Below are 16011 nucleotides of genomic sequence, written 5' to 3' on the forward strand. Positions count from 1 at the left end.
GTTTTCAACCAGCCGTCAATGTGCGGACTTTGCGCGACAACCACGACAGATCCTCATCCTCGATGCCAAGATCGGTCAGGTGACTCGCAGTGTTATAGAGGTATTCGGTGTTTGGGCCCCTACCCCCGACAGCAGTCGAGATAATCTGCGCCTGCTCGGCCAGTTCGATCTGGCAATACTGCACGTGATCCGGGTCGATCACATAGGTCACAGCCTCGACCCGGCGGCCGTCGCGCAAATCGATCTTCAGCCGCTTTTCCAGATAGGCCGAGGACACAAGCTCGCGTTCGCGCAGGTCTGCCATGGTCTGGTCATAGGTGCCCGGGCGCGCACGGAACGCCAGCCCCTGACAATGTGCACCAGCCATTTCATCCAGCGCCAGCACCAGCCCCGGATGATCCTCGGTTCCGCGGTGGTGGATCGAACGCATACAGAAGCTGCGGTGATAGTCGGGCAGCGTGGCAACCAGCGCTTCGTCATGGTCAAAGCCCGGGTTCCACATCAGCGACCCATACCCAAACACCCACAAATCGCCGTTGCTCATTTCACTCGCCCTTCCGTCATTAGCACAGTAAACACGCCTATAGCATGTGTCGCGCAAAAGGGAATTGAAGATGCGTAAGCTGGTTGTGATTGCAGTGGTTCTGGCGGGGCTTTGGGCTGGGTATTGGTTCGTCGGAGCCAAAGGCGCTGAAAGCGCGTTCAAAACCTGGATCGAAGATCGGCGCAATGATGGCTGGGTGTCGCAGGCTGAAGATATCTCGACCCGGGGCTTCCCCAGTCGATTCGACACGATTTTTACTGGGCTAGAACTGGCCGACCCGGACACGGGGCTTGCGTGGCGCGCGGATGAGTTTCAGATCCTTGCCTTGTCCTATCAGCCCAATCACGTGATTGCGGTCTGGCCGGGGGAACAAGTGGTCTCGTCGCCGCTGCAAAACATCTCGTTCAAAGCAGATACGTTCAAAGGATCTCTTGTCTTTGATGCAAACTCAGCCTTGCCCTTGGATCGAAGCTCGATCGTGATCGAGAACCTAACGATGAGTTCAAATGCAGGTTGGACAGCCGGGCTTGAAGCTGGGCAGCTCGCGACCCGCAAATCCTCGGCCGCGGCCAACCGCCATGACATCCATTTCGAAGCAACCAACCTACTGCCCGCCTCGTCGTTCGTTCAAAGTTTTGCGGGCGGTGATCTGCTTCCGCCGGTTTTCGAAAGCGCGCTTCTTGAGGCCAGCGTCGATTTCACCGGCCCGTGGGACCGCCACGCGGTCGAGGACGCCCGCCCGCAAATCACCCGGATTGAGCTGAGCGAGTTGGATGCAACATGGGGCGAGTTGGGATTGAAAGCCGTCGGCACGGTCGACGTAGACCCCCGCGGCATCCCAACCGGAGAGGTCGCCATCAAAGCCAAGAACTGGCGCAAGATGATCGAGATCGCCGAGGCCACGGGCGCCATCGCGCCGGAATTGGTCAGTGCCGTGACCGGCGCGCTTCAATTTGTGGCGGGGTTGTCGGGCAATACGGAAACCTTGGATGTCACGCTGCGCATGTCGGGCGGGGCAGTGTTCCTTGGGCCAATTCCCATTGGTTCGGCCCCGATCATCAAGATACGTTAAAGGCTCAGCGGCAATAAGATCCGCTGCGATAGCGGGCGGTGTCAAAATGGAAATGATCCTGATGATACCGGTTCGCGTTTGGGCCAAGCACAGTACCAAATGGGCCACAAGCAGCTTTGTGCATCTTTTTCAAAGCCTTACCCTGCACGGGGTCGCGCCAGCCGCGCAACACGGACAGCTCGGTCCCGTTGTTCAACCGGATTCCGGCAATATCGATCGCGCGGCCCTTACCATGTTCGCTGATTTTCGCTCCGCGTTGGTTGTTACGGGTCCGGCAGGCGTAATGCGCGACGACACGCAGCGATGACGGACCGCCGCCCATGCGCCCTACCGACGGGAACAACCCATCGCGCACCCAGTTATTCAACGCCTTGGCAGTGGTACAATCCATCACTGCTGCCTGGCTAAGCTTGACGCCCGACACTTCTGTCACACGCACCGGAGACGATACCCCGCAGCCGTTTATCTTTCCAGCGATGGGAGCGATGGCCTGCCCTTTGATCTCGTTCACGCCACAAATACGACCACGACGGCCCGAGGTTGCAGGTTTGGGTGTCGAAGATGCGATCTTGCGGGCGAACCCTTTTGGGCGGGCCATGGGACGAAGCGATTTCACGACTGCCAGCTTGGTGGGACCCGAAGCGGCAACTGGTTTTGCCACAGTGCGAGATTCTGGGCGCGGTTCAGGACGCGTATTGGCTTCAACCGGGCTCGCACTCCATAGCGCTGCCAGAACAAACGCTCCGACCCGCCCGATTATTTTGCCCCAAACAACGCGCATACTCGTACCCTTGTAACGTTTCAGTCGTGCTTTGCCGAACGCCCAAAATCTGGCGCATCGGTATCTTGTCCGGCTTCAATAATACCACGACGGATCGCACGGGTACGAGTGAAATAGTCATGCAGGTGATCGCCATCACCCGTTCGGATCGCACGTTGCAGGGCAAACAGCTCTTCCGTGAAGCGACCAAGGATCTCTAACGTCGCGTCTTTATTGGTCAAAAACACGTCGCGCCACATCGTCGGGTCTGACGCAGCAATGCGCGTAAAGTCGCGGAAACCCGCCGCTGAATAGTTGATGACCTCGGTATCGGTCACGCGCCCTAGGTCATCGGCGACGCCAACCATCGTATAGGCGATCAAGTGCGGGGCGTGGCTGGTGACAGCCAAAACCAGATCGTGGTGGTCGGGGTCCATCATTTCAACATTTGCGCCCATGCCGTGCCACAGGTCGCTTAGGCGCTGGGTCGCGGCTTCGTCTGCGCCGTTGGGAACCAATATGCACCAGCGGTTGTCGTAAAGCTCGGCAAAGCCTGAGCGCGGACCGCTGTGTTCGGTCCCGGCAAGCGGGTGGCCGGGGATGAAATGCACCCCTTCAGGCAGATGAGGCGACACGGCTTCGATCACCGCGCCCTTGACCGATCCGACGTCGGTAACAGTCGCGCCGTCCTTCAGAACCGAACCAATTTCCTGCGCCACGGCACCCATCGCGCCGACCGGCACGGCCAGCACCACAAGGTCCGCGCCTTCAGCGGCTTCGGCAGCGGTGTCCACGACGCGATCGCAGAAACCCAGCTCTTTCGCCGTTTCGCGGGTCTCGGCTGAACGTGCGGTTCCGACAATCTCGCCCGCCAGTCCACCGCGGCGCATCGCATGCGCCATGGACGAGGCGATCAGACCTAGACCGATCAGGGCGACGCGTTGGTATATCACACTCATGATGCGCCCCGTTCCGACTTCCCGTCTTCCGACGCTGGGGTCACACCTTTGAACCGTCCGATCATATGCGCGACGCGGCGGCAGGATGCTTCGTCGCCGATAGTAATGCGCAAACAGTTGGGCAACGCATAGCCCGCCACACGACGCACGATGATCCCTTCACTTTGCAGAAAATCATCGCAGGCATTTGCTTCGTCAGCGTCGGCAAAACGCGCGAGGATGAAGTTCGCACACGAGGTATCCGAGGGCACACCCAGTTCGGCCAACCCCTCGGCCAGCCATGCACGTAGACGGGTGTTTTCGCACAGGCACCGCTCGACGTGTTCGCGGTCACGCAGCGCGGCTTCAGCAGCATCAAGCTGCGGCATGGACAGATTGAAAGGCCCGCGCACACGGTTCAGAACGCTGATCACCTCGGACGAGGCATAGCCCCATCCGATACGCAGCCCACCCAGCCCGTACATTTTCGAAAACGTGCGCGTCATGACCACATTCGGAAACTTCTCGACCAGCGATGCGCCACCGTCGAACCCTTCGACATATTCGGCATATGCACCATCGATGACCATCAGCACATCGTCAGGAAGCGCCGTTGCAAGACGCGACAGATCGGCACGACTGACCATCGTACCCGTCGGATTCCCGGGATTGGTCACAAACACAAGCGACGTTCTGGGCGTTACCGCCTTCAGGATCTCGTCAACATCCACCATGCGTTCACGTTCTGGCACCATCACCGGTACCGCCCCGGCAGCCAGCGCCGATATTTTGTACATAGAGAACCCGTGCTCGGTGTAAATCACCTCGGTCTCGGGGCCGCTATAGCATTGACACAGAAAGGTAATGATCTCGTCCGAGCCAACGCCACAGATGATCCGCTCGGGATCCAGCCCATGCAGATCTCCAATGGCCGCACGCAGACTGGCGTGGTCTGTGTTCGGATAGCGATGCAGCGCATGACCTGCCTTTTGAAATGCCTCGACAGCAAGCGGGCTTGGCCCGAACGGATTTTCGTTCGAGCTGAGCTTGATCACATTCGACATCCCATCGATGCCCGAGGCACCACCCACATAGGGCTTGATCTGCATGATCCCCGGCTGGGGTACAGGTTTGGTCATGACTTTGCCTTTCCTTCTCAAGCGGGTTTTAGACCCAGTCCAAATTCAAGACCAGTGATGTTTGGGACAAGGGGACATTTTAAAGCAGGATTGCAAAATGGACGCATATTGGCGTCCAAACGAAAAAAGGGCCGCGACTGGCGCGGCCCTTTCGAATTCTTCTGGTGCGGCGAAGATTAGTTCTTCGCGTAGAATTCAACCACGAGGTTGGGTTCCATCATCACCGGATACGGCACGTCCGACAGACCGGGAGTGCGGGTGAAGGTGGCGGTCATCTTCGAATGGTCGGCTTCGATATAGTCCGGCACATCACGTTCAGCCAGCGCAACGGCTTCCAGAACAAGGGCCATCTGCTTGGACTTGTCACGCACTTCGATTACGTCGCCTTCTTTGACGCGGTACGAAGGAATGTTAACCTTCTGGCCGTTCACTTTCACGTGGCCGTGGTTCACGAACTGACGTGCAGCGAAAACGGTCGGAACGAACTTGGCGCGGTACACAACAGCGTCCAGACGACGCTCCAGCAGACCGATCAGGTTTTCACCGGTATCGCCTTTAACACGCTCGGCTTCACCATAGATGCGGCGGAACTGTTTCTCGGTCAGGTCGCCATAGTAGCCTTTCAGCTTCTGCTTGGCGCGCAGCTGCAGACCGAAGTCCGACAGTTTACCCTTGCGGCGCTGGCCGTGCTGGCCGGGGCCGTATTCGCGGCGGTTTACCGGCGACTTCGGACGTCCCCAGATGTTCTCGCCCATACGGCGGTCAATTTTGTACTTGGCAGCGGTGCGTTTGGTCACGGCTGATCTCCTTCATAAAGTTTCGAAGGGCGTTGTCCTCTGGCTTGCGCCTGACAGGGATCCCCTTGCGGGGGCCACCAACACCAATGAAAACCGGCCCCTCGCGGGACCGGATTTGGGGCTTATAGCGCCCGGGGCGTCAGAGTCAACGCCTAGGCGACGCCAATATGTGCGGAATTTTCGCGGATCACTCTGCGGCCATAGGCTGCGCGCGTTGCCATGTCATCAAGCTGCGGGAACAGGCTTTGCAGACGTGCGCGATGCTCGGCTTTCGTGTTGTCCAGATCGGAAAAGACAGGATGCTGGCTTTCGACAGGAAGGCCGTTGGCCCAGACCACCTCGTGCCGGCCCAGAAGAACCTGATAGAACGACATCTCGGACGCCATCCGGTCAGTCGAAATCAGGCTTCCATCCACCAGATCTGCGGCGCTGGCCAATACCTCGTTCTGGCCAATCAGTTTCTTTGCCCGCGCACCGGACACAAGGATCTGTTGGTGCGGAGAGACCAGCAAATCCGCGTCCGGCTGACCCGAGCGAATGGCCCCGGCCCGCAGGCGGACCGGCTTGGTGCTGGGGTCTGCCATCATGCGTGCAGCCGACAGTTGCCTTTGACCGACCCAAAGAACGGGCTGGCCGCCGTGTTCGCGGGTCAAAACGATGCTGCCTTCACGCAGCTCTTCGACCGCACATTCGCCTGACGGTGTACGCACGCGCGCCCCTTCGGCCAAGTTAACGACACCCGAGGGCTGTTCCGTCAATGGATCCTCTTCGGTGGCAATCATATTGGCCCGGACGACGCGCAACGGCGTTTCCGCGCGCGGCATCGATCCTGCGAACACCAACAGCGGACAGCCGCCATTGGGGGAAACCACCAAGGACACGCGGTGGCTTTCATAGCCATCGGTGACTTCGAACCCGACATTCAATCGGCTGTCATTCTCGTTCAGCATATCAAGGCCAGCGGCGCCAACAGTGGCCGCCCCTGCCAGATGGTGAACAAAGATCGCGGCGCGACGGCGTTTGTCCGTCTGGTCGCCTACATTTTGCAACAGTTCCAGCTCGCGCGAGCTGTCGACGCGCACTGCCTCGCCGCTCCACTGCCAGTCTGATCCTGTAGTAAGTGCTGCCAAAGGCGCATTGACGGTCAAATCGACCGTTGTTTGCGCCCATGAAATTACGAAAGTTCCTTCGTAGCCCGTATTCATGGTTATACCTGCCATTATATTTGTTTTTTGCAAGCGTAGCACGGGCGAATCACCCTGATAAGAGTCTTTGTCGCCTGCCGAATGACTTGTCGCAGATCGGTAACAGATCGGTGGGTGACGACGCTGAAAAGACGGCAGAAACCAGCAGTTGCGCACAACCATCATAATTGGTAATAAAATCTTACCAATTTTTCCGAACGCGCCCAGGAGCACCCCATGCCCGTCATCACCGAGATCGAAGATCTGCGCCGTATCTATAAGCGTCGCGTGCCGAAGATGTTCTATGATTATGCCGAAAGCGGCAGCTGGACAGAACAGACCTTTCGCGAGAACACCTCGGATTTCGACAAGATCTATTTCCGCCAGCGCGTCGCGGTGGACATGGACAACCGCTCGACCCGCACCACCATGCTGGGGCAAGACGTGGCGATGCCGGTCGCCTTGGCCCCTGTTGGGCTGACCGGGATGCAACACGCCGATGGCGAGATCAAAGCCGCCAAGGCAGCCGAGGATTTCGGAGTGCCGTTCACTCTGTCCACGATGTCGATCTGCTCGATCGAAGATGTGGCCGAGAACACCAATGCGCCCTTCTGGTTTCAGGTTTACACTCTGAAAGACGATAATTTCATGCGCCGCTTGTTCGACCGCGCGCGGGCCGCGAACTGCCCTGCGATTGTTGTGACCGTGGATCTGCAGGTGCTGGGGCAACGTCACAAAGATCTGAAGAACGGCCTGTCCGCACCGCCCAAGCTGACCGTAAAATCCGTTGCTGATATGATGACCAAGATGCAGTGGGGTCTGGGTATGCTGGGCACCAAGCGCCGGTTCTTTGGCAATATTGTCGGTCACGCCGAAGGGGTCGAGGATCCGTCATCCCTGCACACTTGGACCTCACAAGCCTTTGATCCTTCGCTGGATTGGGAGCGCATCAAGCAGTTCAAAAAGATGTGGGACGGCCCGATGATCGTCAAAGGGATCATGGAACCTGAAGATGCCATCGCTGCTGTGAATGCCGGGGCAGATGCGATCATCGTATCCAACCACGGAGGGCGGCAGTTGGACGGCGCACTCAGCTCGATCCGGGCGCTGCCCGCCATTCTGGACGCGGTGGGCGACAAGGTTGAAGTGCATCTGGACAGCGGCATCCGCACGGGTCAGGACGTATTGAAGGCCATCGCGATGGGCGCAAAGGGCACCTATATCGGCCGTGCCTTCACCTATGGACTAGGAGCAATGGGGCAAGAGGGCGTAACCCGCGCGCTGGAAGTTCTGCACAAGGAAATGGATATCTCGATGGCCTTTTGCGGCCATACGGACATCACCAAAGTAGACCGGAACATCTTGCGCATCCCCAAAGGGTTCTCGGGCGATTGGGAAGAGTGATCCCAGTTTAAAGTTTTCAGGCTGGCCGACTTGGATGTCGGCCAGCCGCTAGAAATAGCTGCGCACCAGAGCCCCCGAGATCAACGTCCAGCCGTCGGCGACGACAAAAAACGCCAATTTAAAGGGCAGCGAAACGATTGCCGGTGGCACCATCATCATCCCCATCGACATTAGGATGGCGGCGACCACCAAGTCGATGATCAGAAACGGCAAAAAGACTAGAAAGCCGATCTGAAAGGCGCGTTCGACCTCGGACAGCAGGAAGGACGGCACCAAAAGGGACAAAGGCGAGCCATCGCCCAGATCTACATTCGCCGTTTCCTCGCGCAGGGTGGCCAGATGGGTGAAGTTGTCGGGGTCTATGCGGTTGGCCATGAAGATGCGGAAGGGCTCGATCGCAGCGGTGAAGGCTGGCTCCAACTCCATTGCTCCTTCGGAAAAGGGCTGCGCGCCGCTGACCCATGCTTCCATAAACACCGGTTCCATGATGAAATAGGTTAGAAACAGCGCAAGGCTGATAATCAGCATGTTAGGCGGAGATTGTTGTAATCCGATGGCCTGCCTTAGGATCGACAGCACCGTCACGATGAACGGAAAACAAGTGATCATGATCGCCAGTCCGGGCACAAGGCTCAGCACCGTGACCAGCACGAAAATCTGAATCGTACGCGTCGCCAGAAACCCGTCATCCCCAAGCGAGATCGAGATATCCTGCGCCATTCCCGCCGATCCGGACGCAATCCAGATCGCCATGGGCAGAAGCCAGCACAGCCCTGTCGTCCTTCTGCACATGTGACTTACAGCCCCGACTTCAAATCGACCAGTTTGGTCAAACGTACGGCGATTTGTCCATTTGGGTCGCCCTCGACCTCTTCCAGTTCACCTTGGGCAATCAGGCGGTCGCCCACATACAGATCCACCGGATCCTCGAAACGTTTGTCCAACGCCAGAATGTCATCCTGCTTCAGGTGCAGCAGCTCTTTCACCGTCGGACGGGCCACGCCGACCGAGATTGTGACTTCAATCGGGACGCGCGCAAAGGGGCTTGCGTCGGTTCCCAGCTCAGAGTTAGGGGTGAGGTCAGCCATGATCGAATGCCTTTTCTTTCACGTGATACAATGCGTTTATTGCTTGGGTGATGCGCTCGACGGCGCTCGTAAGGTCCACACTGCATTCGCTTTCGTGCGAACGCAGATAGATCTGCCCATCCGGCAACGTATCTTTTTCAACAATTTCAAAGGGGACAGCGCCAGCGCCTGCTAGAAACGCCTCTAACGCCGGACGGCTTCCCGGAGATACAAGAACGTCGATCGGCGTATCCGCCATTTCGGCAGCCAGGGGCATCATGGTTTCGGATACGATTGGGCCAATCGCTTCGTCCAACGCCTTGGGCAAAACAGTCTGAAGCACCTGCGTCAGAAGCGGTTCAAGGGACGACAGGACGTGGCTGCGCGCTTCCTGATAGGTGAACCCCAGATCTTCGAGATTGCGGGCGAACTCGGATTTTACACGCGCGTTATCTTCGTCCATGGACTTGGCGGCGTCATTCCAACCGGACTGATACCCAGCCTCGTATCCTTCAAGCTTTCGCGCTTCGAGCTGCACCTCAAGATCTGCGCGGCTGAGCGTGATCTGGGCATCTGCTTGTGCCTGTCCAACCAAGCTCAGCGTGTCGCCAAAATCTTCCAAGGCGTACCGAATGCTCATCCTGCAACCTCCTCGTCCTCTTCCATCCAACCGCGTAAAATTTCGACCGTTTCAGATTGCCTTTCGGAAATTAGATCGCGCAAACGCTGGACGGGATCAGCTTCTGGTTCGATCAATGCAGGGACGTCGGGCGAAACGACGGCAGGCATAGGCTCTGCCCCCTCTGCGGGACGTTGTGCATCAGCCAACGCATTCGCGGCACCTGCCCCCTTAGCCGGTGCCATGCTGGCTTCGGGCGCCCCAATTGCAGGAACGTCATTTGGCGCTTCAACCGCCGGTGCCACCGCTTGCGCTGTCAGCATGGGGCGAAGGACAAACAGGCCCAATCCAAGTGTAACAATCGCAAGAATTACCAACTTAATCAGAGACATGACATCGATGGCCAAATCGCTCAACAAACCCGAGGCAGGATCGCTGCCAGCGGCTGCAATCGGCTCGAACTCCATGGTTTTCAGGGTGATGACGTCCCCGCGCGTTTCGTCAAATCCGACCGCGCCAGCGACCAACTCGCGAAGGCTCTCCAACTCGGCTTCGGGGCGCGGGGTCCATTCGATGCTTCCATCTTCCGACGTGGTTCGAATACCGTCGACCAGCACCGCCACCGTCAGACGTTTAACCGCGCCCGGGGATTTTAAAATTTCGCGCGTGGTCTCGGACACTTCATAGTTAACACGCTCGCGCGTTTCCGAATTGTTCGATGACGACGAACCGGCGCCAGCGGCCCCGTCTCCATCGGGCAGGTTCGACGCGACGCTCACGCCTCCTGCGTCACTGTCATTGGCCGCGTTCGAGCTTTCGGATGTGTCGGTCGACACAGCCACACGCCCTTCGGGATCAAACCTACGCTCTCGGATTTGTTCCTGATCGGTCGCCGTTTCCAAATTCAACTCGACGACTGCGTTGCCAAAGCCGACTCTCGCTTCCAGAAGGCGTTCGACGTTCTGTTTCAAGCGTTCCGCGCGGTCCTGTGCTGCTACAGCCCCCCCCGTCGCGAGATCTTCTGCACCCATAAGCCCTGCACGACTGTCGATCACCGAAACCTTGTCCGGCGACAATCCTGGTACAGCTGATGCAACAAGAAACTTAAACGCCTTGATCTGCTGCGTTGGCAGCGTGCCGTTGGCTGTCGTCAGTGTGACTGAAGCTGTCGGATCATTCCGCTGGCGAAACTGTTTGGACGATGCATTCGCAATATGAACACGCGCATTGCGAACCATGGGACTGGCCACGATCGTGCGCGCAAGCTTGCCCTCTTTCGCGCGCCAATAGGCCGCGTCAAACATCTGCGACGTCGTCCCAAACCCGCTAAGCCCGTCCAACAGCTCATAGCCTTTACCCGAATTTGCAGGCAAGCCTTCGCTGGCCAATGTCATACGAAGCGCATCACGGCGCGTTGTATCGACGAAAATCGAGTTGCCGCGAATTTCGTACGCGACATTACGGCCCTCAAGTGCCTGCACGACTTCGCCCGCGGCACTGCTTTCAAGACCCGCGTAAAGCAATGACATCTGAGTGCTCGTGGCCATACGAGACAGGCCGATGATGGCCAGAAACATAGCCAATGTCGCGGTGATTACGATGATCCGTTTCCTAAGATCCATCGCCCCCCAAACCGATATCAACTGCTGCAAGACGTAACTCCTTTTCCGAGCGGGCTTCTACCCCCGTCATGTCAATCGTTTTCCCCGATCGGCCTTAATAATTGGTTAGTGCCCATCGGTTTATATCGATGCAGTGAAATTGGATTCGAGGAACACATGTCGGGCACTGACATCGCTGCAGAAGTCGAAGAAGACGAGGCTTCATCCAAAAAAGGTCTGGTATTCGGGCTTATCGGCGCGTTGCTGCTGGGCGGCGGTGGATTCTATGCGACCTATGCCGGATTGATCGGTGGAAAATCGGAAGCAGAGGCCGTTAAGGAACCCGCTGTCGAGGTCCAGGACCTGCCCCATGTTGGTTTTGTCGAGCTTGATCCACTCGTGGTTTCGCTCGGGCCAAATGCGCACAGCCGCCACTTGCGCTTCCGCGCGTCGCTTGAGGTCGAGCCCGCTTATGAAGAGGACGTGGTTAAGCTGAAGCCACGCATTGTGGACGTCCTTAATTCTTACTTACGCGCAGTGGATACGGCGATGCTTGAAGACCCTCATTTACTGGTAAAACTGCGCGCTCAGATGCTGCGCCGGATCCAACTTGTCTCGGGCGAAGGGCGCGTGCGCAATCTTTTGATCCTCGAATTCGTACTTAACTAAGGAGTAAGGATATGGACCTGATCGCAGACATCATCCTTGGACTGGGGGCCTTTGGCGCCGCCCTTTATTGCTTGGTCCTGTCACGCCGCTTGAAGCGGTTCAACAATCTTCGGGACGGTATGGGCGGGGCAGTTGCGGTGCTAAGCGCGCAGGTCGATGACATGACGAGAACGCTCGATCAGGCACAATCCGCCGCCAGTCAAAGCGCAACTGCTTTGACCGAGTTGACCGAACGGGCCGAGGCGTCTGCACGCAAGCTGGAGCTGATGATGGCCAGTCTTCATGACCTGCCCGAACCCTTGCCACAAGCACCTGTTGCCCCTCCTCAGACTGAAGCCCAGCGCGACGGTTTCACTTCAACGCGGCACGCTGATGCGGGAGACAATCCCGAACTACCGGTTTTCTTGCGACATGGGTTCTTGGAGGCCGCGGAATGAGCCAATCACAAACGAAAAAGCCCAAGATGCGAGCTCGGCTGCGCGCCCGCGGAATCCTTTTGGTTTTCGCCATGATCCTGGCAGCTTCCGGCGTTTTGCGCCTTGGCCCAGCGACGCCAGCCTTCGCAGAAGACATCTCCGAGCTTTTGTCTGGCACTTCGGCCGATCACAAGCCCGAGGTATCGGCGCCTAAGCCGCAAGATATCGCGGTTGTATTGGCGGCGCTGCAAGAACGCGAAGCCATACTGGAGGATCGCGAGACGAAGCTCGCCCAGCGCTTTGCGGCACTCAACTTGGCCGAAGAGCGTGTTTCCTTGAAGTTGGATGAACTGAAAAAAGCGGAAGAAACACTTGCAGCGACTATGGCGATCGCCAAAACGGCGGCAGCGGATGACCTGTCCAGACTGACGACACTTTATGAAAACATGAAGCCGAAGCAGGCGATCCCGCTGTTTGAAGCCATGGATCCAGACTTCGCTGCCGGCTTCATCGCCCAAATGAAACCAGCAACAGCCGCCCAGATCATGGCCGGTCTCGATCCGCAGATCTCCTATGCGATCAGCGTGGTGCTTGCAGGACGGAATTCGGCGGCCCCGACCCAATAGGCCAATAATCAGAAATTAACCCGCCCGTGCGATGACGTGTACGTACAGATTAAACAAGTAAAGGTGCATCATGATTGGCTTCGTTGGCATCGCCCTGATCTTTGTCATGGTATTCGGCGGCTATCTTGCTGCTGGCGGCAAGATGGGGATCATTCTGAAATCGCTCCCGTTCGAACTCACCATGATCGGCGGGGCGGCCGCAGGCGCATTTGTGATCTCGAATGACATGGCCTCAATCAAGCATACCATCAAGGATGTGAAGAAGGTCTTCAAGGGACCGAAATGGAAGCCGGATGACTACCGCGATCTGCTGTGTTTGTTGTTCGAGTTGATCCGGCAGGCGCGCCAGAATGCTGTTGCGCTGGAAGAGCATATCGAGGCCCCGGAAGACAGCCCCATCTTCCAAAAGTATCCCAATATCCTTGCTGACAAAGAGGCAATCGAACTGATCTGCGACACCTTGCGATCCGCGTCAATGAACTATGACGATCCACATCAGGTGGAAGAAGTGCTGGAAAAGCGGATGGAGGCAAATTTGCATCACGCACTCCATTCCAGCCACGCCTTGCAATCCATGGCAGACGGCCTGCCAGCGCTTGGCATTGTTGCAGCGGTTCTGGGCGTGATTAAAACGATGGGATCTATCGACCAGCCGCCTGAAATTTTGGGAAAAATGATTGGTGGAGCGTTGGTCGGAACGTTTCTTGGCGTTTTTCTGGCCTATGGTCTGGTTGGTCCGTTTTCGGCCAAAGTCAAATCCGTGACCGAGGAAGAAGCTCACTTCTATCAGCTCATTCGCGAGGTACTGGTCGCCAATCTCTACAACCACTCCGTCAACATCTGCATTGAGGTAGGGCGCCAGAACACGCCCGGCACCCACCGGCCCAGCTTCACGGATCTTGAAGAAGCATTGAAAGACGTCAAGAAAGCCGCGGCATGAGAAAGTGGGCCGTCCTTCTTGCAATGATCTTCCTGATGGCTGCCCCAGCGGCAGCCCGTGATATTGTTGTACGCTCGGGGGATCACAACGGCTTCACACGCCTGGTGTTTTATACCAAGCCCAACGATGGCTATGATGTCACAAGAACAGCCACGGGATACCTTCTGTCTCTAATCTCGGACATTGACGGTTATGATCTGTCACGTGCGTTCGAACTGATCGCACGGACACGAGTTAAAACGCTAGAACCTTCGGGCACCGGTCAGCTTGCCATTGTTCAAAACTGCGACTGCCATATCAAAGAGTTTCGGCTTCCCTCTGGTGAGTTGGTGATTGATATCATCGACGGTCAAGATCCGAATACCCCCCCGGTCGCAGGTCCAAGCGCGCTTTATCCAACAGATAACGTCAACATCACGACGCAACGGGCAAGCTTACCATTGCTCAGCACCAACACGGATCATACAACGAGAGTTTCTGATCAGGGCGTTCAGGCTGAGGACTCAGTCCAGCAGATCTTACAACCGACACCCGCACCACAGACGTTCGACAAACTGGAACTCTTAGCCGAACTTTCCCAAGCTGCATCTGAGGGGCTGATTGATGCGAATGTAACACCGCCAGATCTGTCTGCCATTACCGCTTCCCCGGAACCGGACGAACCAGCCCCCGTTCCTCTGCCACACTCGGCGTCACCACAAAAACAAGTACGCCTGCAAACCGCCATCGACCAAGCGCGCATCGATCGCCAAGGCGACCGCCTGACCATAGATACCGATCAGGCCTGCTTGCCGGACGAGCAGTTCGAGATCGCCAGTTGGGGAAAATATGCGCCCGGCAGTAACGCGCCAATCTTTGATGCTGCAAATTACTTGGGTGAATTTGATCACCCAGATAACGACCTTCTGGCGGCGCATATCCGTCAGACGATCTACCTGACCTTCGGTTTAGAAGCACAGCAATTGATAAAAAACTACGGCACGCATTTGGCAGATGGAGAAATCTTGCGTATGATGGCTGAGGTTATGGAGCGTGGAGAGGCGGCGTCGCACCAGTTGTGGGTTCCGCAACTCACCTGTAACACCCGTAGTGCAATGTGGGCCGCTTTGGCGCAACCAAGTCTGCCCGAACGTATCAATGCCAAAGCAATCCTCCGAAGCTTTTCAGAGATGCCGCCCCACTTACGCAAACATCTTGCCCCCATACTGGCACGGAAATTCTTGAATGCTGGTCGCATCGAGACCGCCGTTGAGGTTCGCAATACGGTGGTTCGTTCGGCATCGGCAACACCGCTAGATACCGCGCTGCTTGAAGTAGAAATCAAACTGGCAACAGGAAACACTGACGACGCCACAACGATTCTGTCGGAAACGATCCGAACAGATATGTCGAAGACGCTGCCTGCCATCATAACCCTTGTCGAAGGTAAGTTGGATCAGGACCGGGGCATCTCGGACAGCGAGCTATCTCTGCTGGCAACAGTTGTTTTCGAACACAAGACTGGCAAACGTGGTCCGGAACTAGAAAGACTGTACATTCGCGCGTTGCTGCACATGGGGCGATTTCCCACAGCATTTCTGCACATTGACAGCCTACTGCAATCAAGCCCTGAACAGGAGAATTCGCAAATTCTCGATGATGCCGGCCGCGCACTTCTTGCGCTCGCATCAGACGCCGAGTTCTTGGCCTTCAGCCTAACACGGTCTGATTGGAGGCAAATCGATCCGCACACCAAACTTTTGATGGCCAAACGACTTGAAAGCCTGGGCTTCTTGGAACAATCCCGCAATTTTGTCTTGGCAGGAGGCAACATTCCTGATCGAAACACGCGCGAGTTCTTAGCCGAGATTGCTGTGAAACAAGGCAAACCAGAGGTCGCGCTCGGGTATCTCGCAGGCCTTGACAGCAACGCAGCAAAAGCACTTCGCAGGGAGGCGCTGCACGCTAAGTCTATCAAATCCGCAGGCTCGAAAGACAGCGGTCACGGCGAGTTAAGAGCCGACCCTACAGCTTTGATCGCCTCGATTCCCGAAGACCTACGGGATGCCCTCGAACCACATGAGGCATCACCTGGGACGAATGCCCGAACCGATTTACAAGCTTATCAGACCATCCTTGACAGCAGCAGTGAAACGCGTGCCGCACTAGCCGAACTGCTGCATCACTTCCCCGCCGTCACAAGCGGCCAGTAACCGATCATTAAGTGTAATCTTCTAGGCTGACCGGGAAACCCTA

General features: G+C 57.0%; 17 protein-coding genes. 7 read left to right on the forward strand and 10 right to left on the reverse strand.

Going from position 1 to position 16011, the window contains the following annotated elements:
* Nucleotides 1-4: 4 nt before the first annotated feature.
* Nucleotides 5-544 carry a gamma-glutamylcyclotransferase gene (locus tag ACXAH3_RS13035; protein ID WP_474862524.1) on the reverse strand — a complete coding sequence of 180 codons (540 nt, stop codon included), beginning with the start codon at nt 542-544 and terminating at the stop codon, nt 5-7.
* 70 nt (nt 545-614) lie between these two features.
* Here ACXAH3_RS13035 and ACXAH3_RS13040 point away from each other — a divergent pair, with 70 nt between their 5' ends.
* Entirely contained in the window at nt 615-1616 is a 1002-nt protein-coding gene (locus ACXAH3_RS13040; RefSeq protein ID WP_474862525.1) for a DUF2125 domain-containing protein, read from the forward strand.
* Between the two features lie 4 nt (nt 1617-1620).
* On the opposite strand, the gene ACXAH3_RS13045 is transcribed toward ACXAH3_RS13040, so the two are convergent.
* The 5 genes from ACXAH3_RS13045 to ACXAH3_RS13065 form a co-directional block, all read right to left on the reverse strand.
* On the reverse strand, nt 1621-2277 hold the full coding sequence (locus tag ACXAH3_RS13045) for an extensin-like domain-containing protein (protein WP_474862526.1): 657 nt from the start codon (nt 2275-2277) through the stop codon (nt 1621-1623).
* Between the two features lie 140 nt (nt 2278-2417).
* Nucleotides 2418-3335 (reverse strand): prephenate/arogenate dehydrogenase family protein, encoded by a 918-nt coding sequence (locus ACXAH3_RS13050; protein WP_474862527.1) that lies wholly within the window; start codon nt 3333-3335, stop codon nt 2418-2420.
* A complete protein-coding gene (gene hisC, locus ACXAH3_RS13055; protein ID WP_474862528.1) occupies nt 3332-4453 on the reverse strand; it encodes a histidinol-phosphate transaminase in 1122 nt (373 codons plus the stop codon). Before hisC ends, ACXAH3_RS13050 begins: the two co-directional genes overlap by 4 nt.
* Nucleotides 4454-4629: 176 nt before the next feature.
* A complete protein-coding gene (gene rpsD, locus ACXAH3_RS13060; protein ID WP_474862529.1) occupies nt 4630-5250 on the reverse strand; it encodes a 30S ribosomal protein S4 in 621 nt (206 codons plus the stop codon).
* A gap of 152 nt (nt 5251-5402) precedes the next feature.
* Nucleotides 5403-6455 carry a Hint domain-containing protein gene (locus ACXAH3_RS13065; RefSeq protein WP_474862530.1) on the reverse strand — a complete coding sequence of 351 codons (1053 nt, stop codon included), beginning with the start codon at nt 6453-6455 and terminating at the stop codon, nt 5403-5405.
* 216 nt (nt 6456-6671) lie between these two features.
* Here ACXAH3_RS13065 and ACXAH3_RS13070 point away from each other — a divergent pair, with 216 nt between their 5' ends.
* Nucleotides 6672-7838, forward strand: a complete 1167-nt coding sequence (locus ACXAH3_RS13070; protein WP_474862531.1) for an alpha-hydroxy acid oxidase — start codon at nt 6672-6674, stop codon at nt 7836-7838.
* A gap of 48 nt (nt 7839-7886) precedes the next feature.
* Here ACXAH3_RS13070 and fliP read toward each other — a convergent pair whose 3' ends face one another.
* The 4 genes from fliP to fliF are packed head-to-tail and all read right to left on the reverse strand — an operon-like array spanning nt 7887 to nt 11176.
* Nucleotides 7887-8591, reverse strand: a complete 705-nt coding sequence (fliP, locus tag ACXAH3_RS13075) for a flagellar type III secretion system pore protein FliP (RefSeq protein WP_474862532.1) — start codon at nt 8589-8591, stop codon at nt 7887-7889.
* 44 nt (nt 8592-8635) lie between these two features.
* Nucleotides 8636-8926 (reverse strand): FliM/FliN family flagellar motor switch protein, encoded by a 291-nt coding sequence (locus ACXAH3_RS13080; protein ID WP_474862533.1) that lies wholly within the window; start codon nt 8924-8926, stop codon nt 8636-8638.
* Nucleotides 8919-9545 (reverse strand): FliH/SctL family protein, encoded by a 627-nt coding sequence (locus ACXAH3_RS13085; RefSeq protein WP_474862534.1) that lies wholly within the window; start codon nt 9543-9545, stop codon nt 8919-8921. Before ACXAH3_RS13085 ends, ACXAH3_RS13080 begins: the two co-directional genes overlap by 8 nt.
* Nucleotides 9542-11176, reverse strand: a complete 1635-nt coding sequence (gene fliF, locus ACXAH3_RS13090; protein ID WP_474862535.1) for a flagellar basal-body MS-ring/collar protein FliF — start codon at nt 11174-11176, stop codon at nt 9542-9544. Before fliF ends, ACXAH3_RS13085 begins: the two co-directional genes overlap by 4 nt.
* A gap of 126 nt (nt 11177-11302) precedes the next feature.
* Between fliF and ACXAH3_RS13095 the strand changes: the two genes are divergently transcribed.
* The 5 genes from ACXAH3_RS13095 to ACXAH3_RS13115 all read left to right on the forward strand — a co-directional run bounded on the left by ACXAH3_RS13095 (nt 11303) and on the right by ACXAH3_RS13115 (nt 15968).
* Nucleotides 11303-11794, forward strand: coding sequence for a flagellar basal body-associated FliL family protein (locus ACXAH3_RS13095; protein ID WP_474862536.1), 492 nt, complete (start codon nt 11303-11305; stop codon nt 11792-11794).
* A gap of 11 nt (nt 11795-11805) precedes the next feature.
* Nucleotides 11806-12231, forward strand: coding sequence for a hypothetical protein (locus ACXAH3_RS13100; RefSeq protein ID WP_474862537.1), 426 nt, complete (start codon nt 11806-11808; stop codon nt 12229-12231).
* Nucleotides 12228-12836 carry a MotE family protein gene (locus ACXAH3_RS13105; RefSeq protein ID WP_474862538.1) on the forward strand — a complete coding sequence of 203 codons (609 nt, stop codon included), beginning with the start codon at nt 12228-12230 and terminating at the stop codon, nt 12834-12836. The genes ACXAH3_RS13100 and ACXAH3_RS13105 overlap by 4 nt, the downstream gene beginning before the upstream one ends.
* Before the next feature lie 70 nt (nt 12837-12906).
* The gene (gene motA, locus ACXAH3_RS13110) at nt 12907-13776 is read left to right on the forward strand and encodes a flagellar motor stator protein MotA (RefSeq protein WP_474862539.1); all 870 of its coding nucleotides are present in this window, start codon (nt 12907-12909) and stop codon (nt 13774-13776) included.
* Nucleotides 13773-15968, forward strand: a complete 2196-nt coding sequence (locus ACXAH3_RS13115; protein ID WP_474862540.1) for a hypothetical protein — start codon at nt 13773-13775, stop codon at nt 15966-15968. The genes motA and ACXAH3_RS13115 overlap by 4 nt, the downstream gene beginning before the upstream one ends.
* The last annotated feature ends 43 nt before the right edge of the window (nt 15969-16011 follow it).

It is taken from the genome of Aliiroseovarius sp. ABM4_368 (assembly GCF_056161205.1).